At 72.8% G+C, this 15,813-nt stretch carries 13 protein-coding genes and 2 pseudogenes; 7 read left to right on the top strand and 8 right to left on the bottom strand.

What is annotated here, in order from left to right:
- Nucleotides 1-205 precede the first annotated feature (205 nt).
- Nucleotides 206-520 (bottom strand): hypothetical protein, encoded by a 315-nt coding sequence (locus I6A60_RS08325; protein ID WP_203018479.1) that lies wholly within the window; start codon nucleotides 518-520, stop codon nucleotides 206-208.
- Nucleotides 521-786: 266 nt separating this feature from the next.
- Here I6A60_RS08325 and I6A60_RS08320 point away from each other — a divergent pair, with 266 nt between their 5' ends.
- Nucleotides 787-2,028: an ATP-binding protein gene (locus I6A60_RS08320; protein WP_203018481.1), complete on the top strand. Its 1,242-nt coding sequence runs from the start codon at nucleotides 787-789 to the stop codon at nucleotides 2,026-2,028.
- 70 nt (nucleotides 2,029-2,098) lie between these two features.
- Here the strand turns inward: I6A60_RS08320 and I6A60_RS08315 are convergent, their stop codons facing one another.
- A complete protein-coding gene (locus I6A60_RS08315; RefSeq protein WP_203018482.1) occupies nucleotides 2,099-3,166 on the bottom strand; it encodes a Gfo/Idh/MocA family protein in 1,068 nt (355 codons plus the stop codon).
- 268 nt (nucleotides 3,167-3,434) lie between these two features.
- Between I6A60_RS08315 and I6A60_RS08310 the strand changes: the two genes are divergently transcribed.
- Complete coding sequence (locus tag I6A60_RS08310) at nucleotides 3,435-4,550, top strand: nitronate monooxygenase (RefSeq protein WP_203018484.1); 1,116 nt, start codon at nucleotides 3,435-3,437, stop codon at nucleotides 4,548-4,550.
- Between the two features lie 8 nt (nucleotides 4,551-4,558).
- A complete protein-coding gene (locus I6A60_RS08305; RefSeq protein WP_203018494.1) occupies nucleotides 4,559-5,740 on the top strand; it encodes a flavin reductase in 1,182 nt (393 codons plus the stop codon).
- 10 nt (nucleotides 5,741-5,750) lie between these two features.
- Here the strand turns inward: I6A60_RS08305 and I6A60_RS08300 are convergent, their stop codons facing one another.
- Entirely contained in the window at nucleotides 5,751-7,070 is a 1,320-nt protein-coding gene (locus I6A60_RS08300; protein ID WP_203042429.1) for an MFS transporter, read from the bottom strand.
- Between the two features lie 230 nt (nucleotides 7,071-7,300).
- On the opposite strand from I6A60_RS08300, the gene I6A60_RS08295 reads away from it, so the two are divergent.
- On the top strand, nucleotides 7,301-8,026 hold the full coding sequence (locus tag I6A60_RS08295; RefSeq protein WP_203022645.1) for a hypothetical protein: 726 nt from the start codon (nucleotides 7,301-7,303) through the stop codon (nucleotides 8,024-8,026).
- 42 nt (nucleotides 8,027-8,068) lie between these two features.
- On the opposite strand, the gene I6A60_RS08290 is transcribed toward I6A60_RS08295, so the two are convergent.
- Nucleotides 8,069-9,340, bottom strand: coding sequence for a cytochrome P450 (locus I6A60_RS08290; RefSeq protein ID WP_203022646.1), 1,272 nt, complete (start codon nucleotides 9,338-9,340; stop codon nucleotides 8,069-8,071).
- Between the two features lie 58 nt (nucleotides 9,341-9,398).
- On the bottom strand, nucleotides 9,399-11,042 hold the full coding sequence (locus I6A60_RS08285; RefSeq protein ID WP_203022647.1) for an FAD-dependent oxidoreductase: 1,644 nt from the start codon (nucleotides 11,040-11,042) through the stop codon (nucleotides 9,399-9,401).
- 169 nt (nucleotides 11,043-11,211) lie between these two features.
- Between I6A60_RS08285 and I6A60_RS08280 the strand changes: the two genes are divergently transcribed.
- Both I6A60_RS08280 and I6A60_RS43940 read left to right on the top strand, forming a co-directional pair.
- Nucleotides 11,212-11,577 carry a hypothetical protein gene (locus I6A60_RS08280; protein WP_203022648.1) on the top strand — a complete coding sequence of 122 codons (366 nt, stop codon included), beginning with the start codon at nucleotides 11,212-11,214 and terminating at the stop codon, nucleotides 11,575-11,577.
- A 75-nt stretch (nucleotides 11,578-11,652) separates the two neighbouring features.
- A pseudogene (locus tag I6A60_RS43940) lies at nucleotides 11,653-12,017 on the top strand (roadblock/LC7 domain-containing protein).
- Between the two features lie 59 nt (nucleotides 12,018-12,076).
- Here the strand turns inward: I6A60_RS43940 and I6A60_RS43935 are convergent.
- A pseudogene (locus I6A60_RS43935) lies at nucleotides 12,077-12,768 on the bottom strand (SpoIIE family protein phosphatase).
- Between the two features lie 217 nt (nucleotides 12,769-12,985).
- Between I6A60_RS43935 and I6A60_RS08265 the strand changes: the two are divergent.
- A complete protein-coding gene (locus I6A60_RS08265) occupies nucleotides 12,986-13,696 on the top strand; it encodes a hypothetical protein (RefSeq protein ID WP_203055586.1) in 711 nt (236 codons plus the stop codon).
- An 18-nt stretch (nucleotides 13,697-13,714) separates the two neighbouring features.
- On the opposite strand, the gene I6A60_RS08260 is transcribed toward I6A60_RS08265, so the two are convergent.
- The gene (locus I6A60_RS08260; RefSeq protein WP_203022650.1) at nucleotides 13,715-13,936 is read right to left on the bottom strand and encodes a DUF4287 domain-containing protein; all 222 of its coding nucleotides are present in this window, start codon (nucleotides 13,934-13,936) and stop codon (nucleotides 13,715-13,717) included.
- 129 nt (nucleotides 13,937-14,065) lie between these two features.
- Nucleotides 14,066-15,499 carry a glutamate decarboxylase gene (locus I6A60_RS08255; RefSeq protein ID WP_203022651.1) on the bottom strand — a complete coding sequence of 478 codons (1,434 nt, stop codon included), beginning with the start codon at nucleotides 15,497-15,499 and terminating at the stop codon, nucleotides 14,066-14,068.
- Nucleotides 15,500-15,813: the final 314 nt, after the last annotated feature.

Raw genomic sequence — 15,813 nt, 5'->3', positions numbered from 1 at the left:
GTCACCCCAGCCCGCGATGTGACCAAGGAGTCCGCCGCGCCGCCGCGTCCTGATCGCCGGCCAGATCCGCGACCACCTCGCGTGTGGCCTTGATCGCCGTTTGGGCCCTGGGATGGTCGTATCCAGGACGTTTCTGCAACCACCCCAGGGCCGAAACGGCGATCATGACGCGACGGCTGGCTGGGCTCGGAGGTCCGGCCGCGGGCTAGGGGATGCGGGTGTCGTGGTGCGCGTGGGCGAAGCTGCGCTCGGCGTCGGTCAGGTCCTCGTCGCGGACCGGCGCGACGAGCGACCAGTGCCGCCCGACCGGGCAGTACTGGAGCCGGTACCAGCCGAGGCGGATCGACTTGAACGAACCACCGGGGATCCACAACGTCGTGAACAGATGCCCGTCACGGCAGCGGACGACAGTCTCACCACCGACGTTGTAGCCGCGGCGGCGGGCGACGACGGTCCCGCCGACGATGACCGCGAGGACGACGAGGATTGGCACCAGCCTGACGATGTCCTGGTCCCGCATCGTGGCTCACCTTCCCGAGGCACCCGTCGGCGCCCGTCTACCGTCGAAGCCCGCTCGGCGCCAGATCCAGCATGCTCCCGAACCGCGCCCAGCGTGACCGGTCGGGCGACCCTCGGCCGAGTGACGTGTGAGATTGGTTCTGGGCGATGTGTGAACTTGGTGCTGAACGACGTGTGAGATTGGCACTCGCACGTGTGTAAGATTGGTGCTCCGGTACGTGTGAGACTGGTCGCGCCTTCCGCGTGAGGGCGCCGTCTGGAGTGGTCATGGCGGTCTCGTACGTGCCACGACTCGTCGACCGACTCGTAGATGATCTCTTGTCCGAACTGTCGGCGGTGTTGTTGGTTGGGCCGCGGGCTACCGGTAAGACGACCACCGCGGCGCGCCATGCCCGAAGTGTGGTCCATCTGGATCAGCCAGCCGATGCGGCCGCCTTCGAGGCCGATCCGGATACGGCTCTCCGCTGGTCTGAGGAACCGGTTCTTCTGGATGAGTGGCAGGTGGTTCCCGGGGTTCTCGGCGCGATTAAGCGAGCAGTCGACCGAGATCCCAGCCCCGGTCGTTTCCTGGTGGCCGGCTCCATCCGCGCGGACATGCAAGCAGATACCTGGCCCGGTACTGGTCGTCTCGTCAGGATCGCGATAACGGGCCTTTCGATGCGGGAAATAGCTGGCCGTATCGAAGGCCCGACCTTCGTCGACCTGTTGGCCGAAAGCGGCGTTGACGCGCTACGAATACCGGCCGACGCACCGGATCTGGGAGATTACGTCGAGCTCGCGCTGCGAGGCGGGTTCCCGGAGCCCGCTCTACGGCTGTCGCCGAGGACGCGGGGTGATTGGCTCGAAAGCTATCTCGACCAACTGCTCACCCGTGACGTCGGACTTCTCGGCGAGAAGCGCGATCCTGAACGTCTGCGTCGTTTCTTCGAGGTGCTCGCGCTCAACTCCGCCGGTCTGGTCACCAACAAGACCCTCTACGAGACCGCTCACGTAGGCGCCAAGACTGCCGACGCCTACGAAGGACTCCTTAAGAACCTGATGGTGGTCGAGGCGGTGCCGGCTTGGTGGTCCAACAGACTTAAACGCCTGGTTCAGACGCCGAAGCGGTATGTCTCGGATGCGGCCCTCATCGGCGCGGCGCTACGGATCGACACGCGTGGGGTGTTGCGCGACGGGGATCTGCTTGGCCGCATCCTGGACACGTTCGTCGTCGCGCAGCTTCGGGCCGAGCTTCCGGTGGCTACCAGCAGACCCCGTCTGTATCACCTTCGTCAGGCAGACGGCCGACGTGAGGTTGATATTCTGCTTGAGCTCGGCGGGGGTCGGGTGATCGGTATCGAGGTGAAGGCCACCGCCGCGCCCGGCGCGTCGTCGGCCGCGCACCTGGCCTGGTTGCGCGAGGAGCTAGGCGACCGTTTCGTCTGCGGCGTGGTTCTTCACACCGGAAGAAGGATCTACCGACTGGATGGAAACATTGTCGCGGCACCCATCTGCGCACTCTGGGCCTGAAGCGATCTATCTTTCCTGCCGGTCGGATCCCGGTGCCCATGGTGCGCACCGACGAGGCGTTCGGCGCCGGTCAGGTGTTCGTCCTGAACGGGGATGACGGCTCGGGCTGCTCGTCGTCCGGGTAGTGGACGCCGACGGCGGCGCGGATGGCGTCGAGCGTCTCGGCGATCCGGACGCTTTCGGACAGCGGCATGACGTCGCTTTCGAGGTGGCCGGCGCGCAGGCGATCGTGGATGTGCCGGACCTGGTAGTGCAGCCCGATGCCGGCCAGCGGTGTGTCGATCCGGCGGGCGGGCGCCGGCTCAGCGTCGTCGGCGCCGATCCTGCTCGGCGCCGCGGGAGCGTGGACGAGGATCGACTCCGGCGCCCACATGGAGCTGGGCAGCTCGATCGAGCCGAGCGTGCCGACGATCCGGGCCGCGCCCGGCAGGTCGGCCCGCAGCGACGACGTCGCGACGGCGAGCGCGCCACCGGCGTACCGCAGCACGGCGACGACATGCTCGTCGACGCCGGTCGCGCCGAGCACCCCGCTCGCGGTCACCGCGACGGGCGTGCCGAGCAGCAGGTGCGCGAACTGGACCGGGTAGATGCCGATGTCGAGCACGCTGCCGCCGGCCAGGTCCGGGTTGAACAGCCGGTGGGCCGGGTCGAAGTCGGCCCGGAAGCCGAACTCGGCCTCGACGAGCAGGATCTCGCCGATCTCCCCGGCGTCGAGGATCGCGCGCATCGCGCGGTAGCCCGGGGTGAACCGGCTCCAGACGGCCTCCATCAGGAACCGCCCGGCCTGCCGCGCGGCGGCGGCCATCGAGGCGGCCTGCGCAGCGTTCACGGCGAGCGGCTTCTCGCACAGCACGTGCTTGCCGGCGCCGAGGAACTGCAGCGTGTGGGCGAGGTGCCCGGTATGCGGCGAGGCCACGTAGACGACGTCGACCTCAGGGTCGTCGGCCAGCGCCGCGTACGAGGCGTGCCGGTGAGGCACGCCGAGGTCGGCGCCGAAGGCCTCGGCGCTCGCCGCGGTCCGCGAGCCCACGGCGACCAGCTCCGCGTCCTCGACGAGGGCCAGGTCGCGGGCGAAGTCCCGCGCGATCATTCCCGTGCCGGCGATGCCCCACCGGATCCGCTCTGCCACGCCAGCCATCCTGCTCCGCGCGGCGCCCGGACCAGAACCCGGCGGCGTCCAGTACCGGCCACGGCAGGAACCGGCAGTGCGAAAAAACTAGAACGGGTTCCATTTGAGGGCGAAAGATGCTTGTATGCCCTCACTACCTGGCCACCGGGGCACAACCGCCGACGCGGTTGCGGCGCCCGCGCGCCCTCGGCGCCGCCCATCCCCGGCGACATCCCAACGACTGCCATCCCAACGACTGCCATCCCAACGACTGCCATCCCAACGACAAGGGGCCGTGGTGCGAACACCCATCTGTGACCGGCTCGGCATCGAGTTCCCGATCTTCGCGTTCTCGCACTGCCGGGACGTCGTGGCGGCCGTGAGCCGCGCCGGCGGGTTCGGGGTGCTCGGCGCGTTGGCGTTCAACGCCGAGGAGCTCGAGGTCGAGCTGTCCTGGATCGACGACCACGTCGACGGCAAGCCGTACGGGGTCGACATCGTCATGCCCAACGCCTACATGGGCAAGGGCGAGGGCTTCACCCGAGAGAAGATCTCGGGCCTGGTGCCGCCGGAGTACCGGACGTTCGTCGACGGGGTGCTCGCCGAGTACGGCGTCCCCCCACTGCCGGACGAGGCCGAGGACGGCCGGGACATCAAGGCCGCCGGGCTCGCCGTCGACCTGGAGGGCCCCGGCCAGGTCGAGGTGGCGCTCAAGCACCCGACCCGGATGCTCGTCAACGCGCTGGGCCCGCCGCCGAAGGAGGTCGTCGACCGGGCTCACGAGCACGGCATCCTGGTCGGCGCGCTGGTCGGCAGCCCCCGGCACGCGGTCAAGCAGGTCGAGCAGGGCGTCGACATCATCGTCGCCCAGGGCACCGAGGCCGGCGGGCACACCGGCGAGATCTCGACGATGGTGCTCATCCCGGACGTCGTGGACGCGGTCGGACCGGACGTACCCGTGCTCGCGGCCGGCGGCATCGGCTCGGGCCGGCAGATGGCCGCGGCGCTCGCGCTGGGCGCCCAGGGCGCCTGGACCGGCTCGATCTGGCTGACGGTCGCCGAGGCGGACACCAACCCGGTCGTCGTCGACAACCTGCTGCGGGCCGGCTCGCGGGACACCGTCCGGTCGCGCTCGATGACCGGCAAGCCGGCCCGGCTGCTGCGCAACGCCTGGACCGACGCCTGGGAGCGGCCGGACGCGCCGAAGACGCTGCCGATGCCGCTGCAGGGCGTGGTGTGGGCCGAGGCGGCCCGCCGGTTCACCCGGGCCGGAACACCCGAGCTCAACGGCTTCCCGGTCGGTCAGATCGTCGGACGGATGAACGCGCGCCGGCCCGCCGGCGAGGTGGTGCACGGCCTCGTCGAGGAGTGGATCGCGACCACCCAGCGCCTGTCCGGCCTGATCGAGGACTGAGCCCGGTCGTGATCGATCCCGGGTTCTTCCGGCGGGTGCTGGGGAACTTCCCGACCGGCGTCGCGGTCATCACCGGCCTCGACGCCGGCGGTGCGCCGGTGGGGCTCGCCGTCGGGTCGTTCGCGTCGGCGTCGCTCGACCCACCGCTGGTCGCGTTCTTCCCGGACCGCTCCTCGTCGAGCTGGCCGCGGATCGCCGCCACCGGGCGGTTCTGCGTCAACATCCTCGGCTTCGACCAGGAGGCGGTCTGCCGGACGTTCGCCGTCCGGGGCGGCGACAAGTTCGCCGAGCTGTCCTGGCGCTCGGCGCCGTCGGGGGCACCTGTCCTCGACGGCGTCGTCGCCTGGATCGACTGCGACCTGGAGGCCGTCCATCCCGCCGGCGACCACGATCTCGTGCTTGGGCGGGTCCGGACCCTCGACGTCGGGCGCTCCGTGCTGCCGCTGGTGTTCTTCCAGGGTGGCTACGGCCGTTTCTCGCCGCTCTCGCTCGCCGCCTGGGAAGGCGACCTGGCCGTCCAGCTGCGCACGGCCGACCTGGCCCGCCCGCAGCTGGAGGACCTGGCCGCCCGGTTCGCCGCCGAGTGCGTGGCCAGCGCGGCGGTCGGCGACGAGATGGTGCTGGTCGCGAACGCCAGCGCCGGGTCGTCGGGGGAGCTCGCGCCGAGGGTCGGGCAGCGCATCCCGTTCCTGCCGCCGCTGGGCACGGCGTTCGTCGCCTGGGCCGGCCCGCTGGCGCGCCGGGCCTGGCTGGACCGCGCAGGCAAGGACAGCCCGCCCGGTACCGTCGCCGCTCTGGAGGAGACCCTCGCGCAGGTGCGGGCCGCCGGCTACTCGGTCGGCCGTGGCCGGGACTGGCACGGCGCGCTGAACACGGTCCTCGCGAAGGCCGACCCGACCGACCCGGCCGACCCGGGCCACGACGCGATCCGCCGGCTGATCCGGTCGCTTCCGCCCGGCTACGAGTCGCCGGCGGTGGCGTCACCCGAGGGGCAGGTTCCGCGCCGGCACGCGGACGAGCTGCGCACGCTGTCCGCGCCGGTCTTCGGCCGCGACGGCACCGCCGTCCTCGTCCTCACCCTGATCGGCGTGCACCGCCCGCTCGACGGCGGCGGCGACGACCCGGTCGCGGCGCTGCGGGCGGCGGCCGCCACGGTCACCACCGCGCTCGGTGGCGCCCAGCCGACCTGACGCCCGGCCGCTAGCCGGTCAGCTCGGCCCGCGCCTGGCGGTGCGGACGGTCGGCCCGCAGCAGGAAGATGACCGTCGCGACCACCAGCAGCGGGCCGCAGACCAGGAGGCCGGCCTTCGGCCCGACCAGCGTCCAGAGACCGCCGGCCGTGAGCGTCGCGAGCACCCGGCCCGCGCTCTGGATGCCGGCGAGCGCCCCGAACGCGGCGCGGCAGCTCTCCGGCCCGGCGAGCCGGGCCACGCCGGTGTACTCGGCGGTGTCGACCGCGCCGGCAGCCGCGCCCGCGAGCAGGAAACAGACGGCGAGCGTGACGTTGTGGTCGGCCGTGATGGTGGCCAGGCCCAGGTAGGCCAGCAGCAGGCTCACCCCGCCGGCGGCCAGCACGAAACCGGTCCCGACTCGGTCCACCAGCCGCCCGACCCAGGCCGCGCAGACGGCGGCCGTCAGCTGGTAGAGCCCGTAGCACAGAGCGACCCGCTGGGCGGTCGCGAGCGCTCCGCTGGAGCCGACGACCTTGGACGCCCGCAGCAGGAGCAGGACCACCGCGATGTTGGACGCCTCGTAGCAGGCGACCCCGACCAGCAGCGTGCCCAGCGCCCGGCCGCGCAGCTGGGTGATCTTGATCTGGGTCGGTGCCGTCGGCGCCTGCGCGGCGGTGCCCCGGCCCCGGAGCATGGCCACGGCGCTCACCACCACCGCCAGCGCGATCGGGATCGCGGCGAAGCCGATGACGCCGCGTGGGCTGGTGAACTCCAGCAGGGCCACCGTCACCAGGGCGCCGAGGGCGCCGCCGAGCGCGCCGACCGACCGCTCGAATCCCAGCCGGCGCCCTAGCCGGGCCGGCCCGGCCGCGCTCGCCTCCTCCTCCAGGGCCGGCGTGCCGAGCCCACGGGCCGCCCACGAGCCGGCCCGGCAGGCGCCGGCCTGCCACAGCGCGCCGCTGGCCGCGAGAAAGCCGGCGGCCAGGGCGAGCCCCGCGCTCGCCGCCAGGTCGAGGGCGCCGCGCAGGCCGGGACGCCGGTCGGCGAGCTGGTTGCGGCCGTACCGGGCGGCCGCCCCGCCGGCCCGGCCGGCCGCCTCGACACCGGCGAGTGCGAAGGGCGCGGCCCGCAGCGTGCGCGAGAAGAACGGCGCCGCGACGGCCGTCATGCACTCCAGCCCGACCGTCGACAGCAGGTAGGGGAGCCGCGCGGGGTCGCGGTAGCGAATCTGGTCTCGGGCGGGCGCCGCGGCGAGGGCCCCGGCCGACCGGGCGGTCCCGGCCGGCTGGGTCGCCACCGCGAGGCCGTCGTCGGTGCTGTCCCGCGCGTCGGCGGGTGGGGCTGACATGGCGTGATCGTAGAGCCGCCGCCCCGGTCCCGAGCACGAAAGCCCCAGTCAGGACATCCAGGACGCTTAGCGGGGCCCCTGGCTCATGGCCGGACCTCGCTCCTCTGGCCGCACCCCTGCTCCAACAGGATTTCGGCCGGGATCATCGGCCCGTTCTGAGGCCAGCCGGTGCCGCTATGCTTCGGCCCGACCCTGCCAGCGCGGGGTGTTCGGCGGGCCGGGGAGGGGACATGGCGACGGGGTTCGGCCGGCTCTCGGAGCAGCCGATCGCGTGGAGCCGCACCGGGAACGGTGAGTTCCCCTTCCGCGCTGACCATGCGGGCAGCGAGCTTACGATCCGGGTCAACGACTTTCCGGCCGAGCCGCTCTACACCGTGCTCATCGACGGGCGCCCCGGTTTCGACCTGGAGGACTGGCCACCCGCCTGGACGAAGCCGCTCGTCGGGCCGGAGGCGCTGCGCGTCGCCGGGGATGCGCGGGTCGGCCGCGGCAGGTTCGACGCGATCGTCGTCGCGGACTGGGCGCATCGGCTCTGCGCGGTGGCGGGCAGCCCGGCCGAGCAGGTGATCGCCGCGTTCGGCCTGACCGGTGAACTGGTGGAGGCGATCGGCTACCGGCTGCTGACGCCGCCCCCGGCAGGCGTCGACCGGCTGGAGATCTCCGAGCGGGACGGCTCCGTGACCGACCTCCAGGTCACCCCGACCGGCGGCGGGCCTCACCGCGCCGAGCTGGACGAGCTGCTCGGGCCCGGCGGCGACGGGGTGCGGGTGCACTGGGACAGCCCACACCCGGTGCGCTACCGCGTCACGGTCGGCGCGGCGCCGTACGCGTGCAACCTCGTCGCGTACTTCGCCAACCCGCCGTCGTCGGGAGAGCCCGCGAGCCAGGGGCCGGCCATCCGGCTGATGCTGCAGCGCAGCAAGGTCGAGCTCTCCGAGCGCGGCTCGGCCGGCTGAGCAGGCCCGGCCGTCGCCGCTCGGCGCGGATGGGAGACGAGGTCAGGGCGCCGGCCGCCGGGTCGGCCCGGTGGACACCAGCTGGCGTGGCCGGTCTGGTCCCGGTGTCACGTCGTCGATCATGACCGGCAGATGGCGGGGCCCGCGCAGCACCGGGCTCGGCCGGTAGGGCGGCGGGTCGGCGAGCAGCCGTGGGTTCACCAGCCGGCGGGCCAGCTCGGTGAGCGCGAGCTGCGCCTCCAGCCGGGCCAACGGGGCGCCGAAACAGTAGTGCACGCCACCCCCGAAGCCGAGGTGCTCGATGTTCGGCCGGTCCGGGTCGAAGCGGTCGGGGTCATGGACGTGGCCGGGGTCGCGGTTCCCGGCGGCCAGGACGAGCGCGACCGCCGCGCCGCGCGAGATCGTGGTCCCGGCGACCTCGAGATCGTCGAGGGCGGTCCGGTTCGGCAGGTACTGCACCGGCGGCTCGTAGCGCAGCAGCTCCTCCACCAGCCGGGCGGCGAGGTCGGGCTCACGTCGCAGCCGCGCGAGGATCGCGGGGTACCGCAGCAGGGTGAGCATCCCGTTCGCGATGAGGTTGACCGTGGTCTCATGACCGGCGATCAACAGCAACGCGGCGTTGGCCATGATCTCCTCGCGCGACAGACTGCCGTCCGGACCGTCGTCGGTGGCGAGCCCGGACAGCAGGTCGTCGCCGGGATGGCGCCGCCCGGCGTCGGCGAGCGCGCCGAGGTAGCCGCCGAGCTCGACCATCGCCCCGGCCCGGCGGTTCAGCCGGGTGGCGAGGTCCCCGGTGGCGGGGTCGGTCGCGGCCACGGCGACGTCCGCCCAGACCCGGAAGCGGGGCTCGTCCTCGGGCGGAACCCCGAGCAGCCGGCAGATGACCGTGACCGGGAGCGGGTAGGCGAAGTCGTCGACCAGGTCGACCCGGTCACGGCCGGCCAGGTCGTCGGCCAGGCTGCCGGCGATCTCGGCCATCGCGGGGACCAGGCCGACGACGCGGCCCGGGCTGCGCGGCGGCCCGAAGTGCCGCGTCAACAGCCGGCGGATCCGGTCGTGCGCGGGCGGGTCGAGGCCGATGAACGCCGGCGGCAGGTCCGGTCCGTCCACCATGGCCGGGTCGGCCCGGTTACGCCGGTCCGAGCTGAGCCGCGGGTCGTGCAGCAGGCCGGCGATCTCCACGTAGGTGCTGACGACGAAGGTGCCGTCGTCGGAGCGGCTGACCGGGGTGCGGCGCAGCTGGGCGTACAGCGGATACGGGTCGGCCCGACTGCCGTAGTCGAGGATCTGGTCGAAGACGCTGGCCGGCGCCATGGCGGCCCCTCCGGTGGTTTCGACGGCGAGAGCGTTCGGGGTTGGGCGGGCCGCCGGATCAACGGTCCCGGCGGACGTACTGGGCCCGGCGCTGGTCCGGGCTGTGGCCGGTGACGACGACGGTCGCCTGGCGGACCAGCATCGGCGTCTCGGAGATTCCCGCCGGTACGGGCCGCCGGCCGTCCGCCGCGTCGACGGTCCGGAACTCCGGCGGGAACGGCGCGGCCTGCCTGATCAGGCCCTCGTAGAACTCGAGCCATTTGCCCTGGTCGAACGCGACGGCCGCGGTGACCCGGCCGCGACACCCGTAGACGGCGACGAAACGCCGGTCGGCCACCGAGCCCTGGGCGAAGACGACCTCGTCCGCGAAGGTGGGCACCCCCACCGACTTGATCTCGATACCGAACTGCGTCGACCAGAAGCTGGGGATCGCCAGGTGCGGCCAGCGCCGGGTCTGCGGGTTGATCATGTTGTGGGCCGCGATCTCGCCCTGGGCGACCGCGTTGCCCCAGTGCTCCAGCGCGAGGAACTGGTAGTCGTAGACCGGGTGCGGGCAGCGCGCCACGTCGCCGGCGACGAACACGTCGTCGGCGACCATGCCGTCGACGGTGAAGGCCCGGCAGCCGGTGTCACAGCCGACACCCCACGGCCCGGCGGCGAGCCCGGAGTCCTCCAGCCATTCGACGTTGCGCACGCTGCCGAGCGCGACGACGGCCACGTCGACGTCGAGCACGGTCCCGTCCGACAGGCGCGCGGCGCGAAGCCGCCCGGCGTCGTCTCCTTCGAGGTCGGTGACCGTCACGCCGCAGCGCAGGTCGACGCCGTTCTCGCGGTGCAGGTCGGCGGCGATGGCTCCGACGGCCTGGCCGAGCGCGCCGACCAGCGGCGCCTGGCCCCGCTCGGCGACAGTGACCGGCAGCCCGAGCCCACGGCACGAGGAGGCGACCTCGGAACCGGTGAAGCCCGCGCCGATCACGAGCACCCGGCGAGGCCTGGCCGCCAGCCGTTGCCGCAGGCCGGCGGCGTCGCTCCCACCCCGCAGCACGAACACGCCGTCCAGCGTGGCCTGCGCGGGCTTGGGCCAGGGCCGGCCCCGGGCGCCGGTGGCGATCAGCAGACGGTCGAACTCGACCTGCTCGCCGTCGGCGAGCAGTACCCGCTTGCGCGCGAGGTCCAGGCCAGTCGCGGCCACGCCGAGGCGCCACCGCGCCGCGAGGTCACCCGGCCGGGGGAGCGCGGTGTGCCCACCGGCGACCCAGCCGTCGACCACCTGCTTCGACAGCGGCGGCCGGTCGTAGGGCTCGCTCGCCTCGTCGCCGATCAGCGTCAGCGAGCCGGCGAAACCCTCCTGGCGCAGCGTCACCGCGGCCCGCAGACCGGCGAGCGAGGCGCCGACGATCACAATCCGGCCGGTGCGCGTCAGCGCGCTGTCGGCGTCGCCATTGAGCGGGGGACGGCCTGGGCCGGCCTCGGCGTGTGCCGACCAGGTCCCGGCGGGGACGTCCCGCATCCGCGCCGGTTCGACCCGCAGGGCCTGGACCGGGCAGGCAGCCGCGGCCCGCAGCACCTGCTCCCGCCGCGAGTCGTCGGGCTCCGGGTCATACCAGAGCGCCTCGTCACCCTGCATCCTGAACACGTCCGGAGCCAGGAACGCGCACTGCGCGTACCCCTGACAACGGGTGAGGTCCACAACCAGTCTCACGACGTCCCCCCGGACCGAGCGAGATCAGGGCCGGCGGCCGGCGCCGACGCCAGCGGGCTCCTCCCCTCGGGGCGAGCGGGAAAACCCAGGTCACGCGGTTCCACCCACGGCAGGGACGCCCCTGGGTGTCGCTCGGGTTTACGGGGCGTCGTGGGGGTTGCGCCGCGACATGGACATCGAGACCGCGCTCAAGGAAGCGATGACGCTCGACGGCGCACAGGGGGTGGCGCTGGTCGACTACGAGAGCGGCATGATGCTGGGCGCCGCCGGGGGTGGCCGCGCGCTGAACCTGGAGATCGCCGCCGCGGGAAACACCGAGGTCGTCCGGGCCAAGGCCAGGACGCTCGAGGCGCTGGGCGTCCGGGAGGGGATCGAGGACATCCTGATCACCCTGGACCGGCAGTACCACCTCATCCGTCTGCTCAGCCGTGGCGGGAGCCAGCTTTTCCTCTACCTCGCGCTGGACCGGTCCCGCGCCAACCTCGCGCTTGCCCGCCACCGCCTGCGCGCCATCGAACGTGAACTGAGCATGTGACGGCCGGCCATCGATGAACCAGTCGTCCGGCTCTCTGCGCGGGGAGCCCCGTTATGGAGGCGATGAATGCGCCGGATGAATACCGAATCCGTTTTCACGGAACTCATGACGCTGCGTGAGCAGGTGGCCGGCGTGACCAACAGCGCGGTGGCCTCGGTCGACGGGCTGTTGGTCACCCACGACGCGAGCGACGTCCGCCCGGAGGTCCTCGCGGCGATGGCCGCCGTGGCGCTCGGCCTGGGCAAGAGCACGGCGCCGAGGTCGGCATGGGCGAGCTGCGCGAGGTCATCACCCGCTGCGCGGGCGGGCACATCGTCGTGTACGCCGTCGGCCAGACCAACCTGCTCGTCGTCCTGGGCGACGAGGGTCTCGACATCAACAGGCTGCACCTGTACTCGCGGCCCGCCGTCACCCGACTGGGCGAACTACTGGCGGCCTGACCCACCCGGCGGCCTGACCCACCCGCCGGCCGCGGCGCCTGCTCAGAGCCGGACGACCCTCAGAGCCGGACGACGATGAGGCCGATGTCGTCGCGTGCCCCGCCCGCGACGCCGAGGCGGTCCAGCAACGCGTCGGCCAGGCATTCCGGGCTGAGAGCGCGGTTGTCCAGCAGCGCCTGGACCAGGCGGTCCAGCCCGGCCTCGATGTCCTCGCCGCGGCGTTCGATCAGGCCGTCGGTGTAGAGCACCAGCGTGTCGTCGGCATGGTAGGACGTGCCCGCCTGGGGCCGGGGGGCCTGCCGGGGCCGCGCGGCGAGCGGTGGATCGGTGCGGCGACGCCGGCCTGCGCCCGGACGAACGCCGTCACGTCCTCGACCCGGTGGATGATCCCCTGCCCCTGCCCGTCCGGGCCGAGGACGGGTGTGTTCACGGCGAACCACCAGCGCTCCTCGAACGCGCCAGGCTGGCCGGCGGCGGGGATGTCGTACTTCTGGACGACCATCATGTCCCGCTTCCGGGTGGCCAGGACACGCTGGAAGGAGAGACTGAGGTTCTTCACCCCGTCGGCCTGGCCGTCGGCGGGATTGGCTGGAAAGGCCTCGAAGAGATACGCGCCGACCAGATCGTTCCTGGTCCGGTTGGTCGCTTCCAGGTATGCCCGGTTGGCGTCCGCGATCACCAGATCTGGCCCCAGCACGAGGAGCGGGCTTGGCACGGCGATGAAAAGCGTGGCGTAGTCGATATCGGGCATCACCTCGCCTCCCCGCTGCCGCCTTTCTGGCTGGGCCTTTCGCCTCACCCTAGAATCCGGGCCGCTCGGACGCCCGCTGGAGCTTCCCCGCCCGGACCGGTCGGGCGGGGTCCGATGACCGGCCGAGGTTGACCGAGCCCGAACATTCCGCTCACACGCTTCTCGTCTTGAACGATCACGTTGGTCGTCGTCACCGACGCCTACGTCGAGGAGCCCCATGTCCCGCCATCGCAACCGCCCGTTGACCGCGACCTTCGTGAGCCTGGCGGCCGCCGCCACGGTCGCCGGTCTGACCGCCTGCCAGGCCGGCACCCTCGGGGCGCAGGCCGCGTCCTCCAACGTGGCGGCGACGACCCCGGCCGCGACCCAGCCCGCCACCGCTACCGGCGTTACCGGCGCTCCGGCGCCGGCCGCGGCCCAGCCCGCGCTCGCGGTCGCCCCGGTCGCCGCGACCAGCGCCGCCGACGCCGCGGCGCCGGCATCGTCCGGCGCCTGCGACGCCCGCCAGAACCACTGCTCCGTACCGCTGCCCGACCAGGTCATCGGCGCGCCGAGCGTCACCCCTGGCGGCGTCGACGGCGTGTGGGTGTGGCATGACGGCGCCGGCTGGCATCTGCGCGTCACCCACCCCTCGACGAGTCCGGAGGTGTTCACCGGGACCGTCCGCAGCGCGCAGACCATCACCGCGCACCCGTTCGCGCTGGAGAAGGGCGACAGCTTCCAGCTCTCGGCCGACCGGCACGTGCTGACCTTCAGCCTGACCAACCACGGCCGGATCGACGGCTTCGATCTCACCGACCAGTGCGCGATCTACACCCAGTTCGGGTTCCAGCACGCTGGCGCCGAACTGCCCGCGAGCGCGGTGCACCTGGGTGCGCACGCCGTCGCGGCGGCCACCGACCCGTTCATCATCCGGCGCAAGAGCTGAGGCGCGCGCCGCGTCCAGTCAGCTTCGTTCGGCCAGCGTGTCGGCGACGAGGGCGTTGGCGTGGCCGTGCCCAAGGCCGTACTCCGTCTTCAGCCAGCCGACCAGCTCCATGTGGCGGGTGAGACTGCTCGACCGGATGATCGTCTTCCATTCGGCGATCGGGCGGCCGTACTTCTTCTCGATCGACGGGAAGTAGGACGCCGGTCCGTGGACCTTCGTGACGGTGGGTTCGGTGGCCATGAGTCTGCTCCCGCGGTCGAAGGGGTGGGCCGCCGGATTCCCACCGGCACGCTCACCTCTTTCGACCGGCCCACCCGCGCCAACTCATCGGCCACCGGGCCGGAGAACCGCGTGCGCATCCACGGGCGGTCAGTGGTGGAAGGCAGATGTGGTCTCGGCGGGCGGCGGACCGGGGTGGCTCGCGTCGGTGAGCCGGTCGACGACGCGGCGTAGGTCGGCGACCAGCAGGTCGGCCAGGTCCGGACCGAACCCGTTGCGCACGACGACCCGCAGCACGGCGAGCTCCTCCAGCGCCGGCGGGAACCGGTAGGCGGGAACCTGCCAGCCTCGGGTCCGCAGCAGCTCCGACACGTCGAACACGCTGAACCCGGCCGTGTCGGCGTCGCGCAGCGTGAACGCGAACGCGGGAATGCCCCCGCCGGCGCCGTCGGAGACCAGCTCGAAGGGGCCCATCGCGGCGATCTGGTCGGACAGGCGGGTCGCGACGTCCCGGCAGCCCTGGATCACCTGCCGGTAGCCCTCGCGGCCATGGCGCAGCAGCGAGTAGTACTGCGCGACGACCTGCGCGCCGGGCCGGGAGAAGTTGAGCGCGAAGGTCGGCATCGTGCCGCCCAGGTAGTCGACGTGGAAGACGAGCTCCTCGGGCAGGTGCTCGCGGTCGCGCCACAGCACCCAGCCGACGCCCGGGTAGACCAGGCCGAACTTGTGGCCCGACGCGTTGATCGAGACCACCCGGTCGAGCCGGAAGTCCCAGAGCAGGTCGGGGTCGCAGAAGGGGGCGACGAAGCCGCCGGACGCCGCGTCGACATGAACCGGCACGTCGGGACCGCCGCCGGCCGCGAGCCGGTCGAGCGCCGAGACGATCTCGGCGACCGGCTCGTACGTCCCGTCGAACGTCGAGCCGAGGATCGCGACGACGCCGACGGTGTTCTCGTCGCAGTGCCGCACGGCCTCGTCGGCGGTGAGGTGGGTGCGCCCGGGCGCGAGCGGCACCAGGCGGGCCTCGACGTCCCAGTAGCGGGCGAACTTCTCCCAGCAGACCTGGACGTTCGCGCCCATCACCAGGTTCGGCCGGTCGGCCGGCTGGCCCGCGGCGCGGCGCGCGGCCCGCCACCGGCGGGTCATCGCCAGACCGGCGAGCATGCCCGCCTCGGACGAGCCGGTCGTCGAGCAGCCGACCGCGTCGGCCGCGTCCGCGGCGTGCCAGAGGTCGGCGAGCATGCTCACGCAGCGCGCCTCCAGCTCGGCGGTCTGCGGGTACTCGTCCTTGTCGATCATGTTCTTGGCGGCGCACTCGGCCATCAGCCGGTCCGCGTGTGGGTCCATCCAGGTCGTCACGAACGTGGCGAGGTTCAACCGGGCGTTGCCGTCGAGCATCAGCTCGTCGTGCACGAGCTGGTAGGCCGTCTCAGGGGCCGTCGGCCCGGCCGGGATGCGGTAGCGCGGCAGCTCGCCGCTGACCCCCTGGCCCGGGTGCGTCTGCCCCGCGGGCCAGCGGAACTGTGGGCGGACGGCCAGCCGCGCGTCCGCCTGGTCTCCCACCGCTTGCCTGTGCAGCGCCACGCGGCAAAGGCTATGCGGAGCCGACCAGCCTGGCGACAGGGCGTGGCCGAGCCCGGGACGTCGAGGGCTCCCTCCCAACCGTCGGGCGATGCTATGATTTGTCGGCTTTCGTGCTACGCGACCGCGCCGCACCGAGCCGCCCAGCAGTCCGCGTAACCCTCAGTAGTCGACGCAGTCATCAGAGTCGACGGTCGTTTCGCGGACCAGGCCCGCCTCCCGAGGTCCACCTCGAACGGGGCGCCGGCCGCTGCGCGGCGTGCCGGCGGTCGGGCGTGGCCGAGTCGACGCATCCGGGACCCGTCACCCCGCCGGCT

Source organism: Frankia sp. AgB1.9 (assembly GCF_016786355.1).
Taxonomy (GTDB): Bacteria; Actinomycetota; Actinomycetes; order Frankiales; family Frankiaceae; genus Pseudofrankia.
This window is presented reverse-complemented; position numbering and strand designations above follow the sequence as displayed.

Excerpts from the sequence above, each read along its gene's own strand:
- I6A60_RS08325 (WP_203018479.1), bottom strand. The coding sequence starts at position 520 with ATGCGGGACCAGGACATCGTCAGGCTGGTGCCAATCCTCGTCGTCCTC.
- I6A60_RS08320 (WP_203018481.1), top strand. The coding sequence starts at position 787 with ATGGCGGTCTCGTACGTGCCACGACTCGTCGACCGACTCGTAGATGAT.
- I6A60_RS08315 (WP_203018482.1), bottom strand. The coding sequence starts at position 3,166 with ATGGCTGGCGTGGCAGAGCGGATCCGGTGGGGCATCGCCGGCACGGGA.
- I6A60_RS08300 (WP_203042429.1), bottom strand. The coding sequence starts at position 7,070 with ATGTCAGCCCCACCCGCCGACGCGCGGGACAGCACCGACGACGGCCTC.
- I6A60_RS08295 (WP_203022645.1), top strand. The coding sequence starts at position 7,301 with ATGGCGACGGGGTTCGGCCGGCTCTCGGAGCAGCCGATCGCGTGGAGC.
- I6A60_RS08290 (WP_203022646.1), bottom strand. The coding sequence starts at position 9,340 with ATGGCGCCGGCCAGCGTCTTCGACCAGATCCTCGACTACGGCAGTCGG.
- I6A60_RS08280 (WP_203022648.1), top strand. The coding sequence starts at position 11,212 with ATGGACATCGAGACCGCGCTCAAGGAAGCGATGACGCTCGACGGCGCA.
- I6A60_RS08265 (WP_203055586.1), top strand. The coding sequence starts at position 12,986 with ATGTCCCGCCATCGCAACCGCCCGTTGACCGCGACCTTCGTGAGCCTG.
- I6A60_RS08260 (WP_203022650.1), bottom strand. The coding sequence starts at position 13,936 with ATGGCCACCGAACCCACCGTCACGAAGGTCCACGGACCGGCGTCCTAC.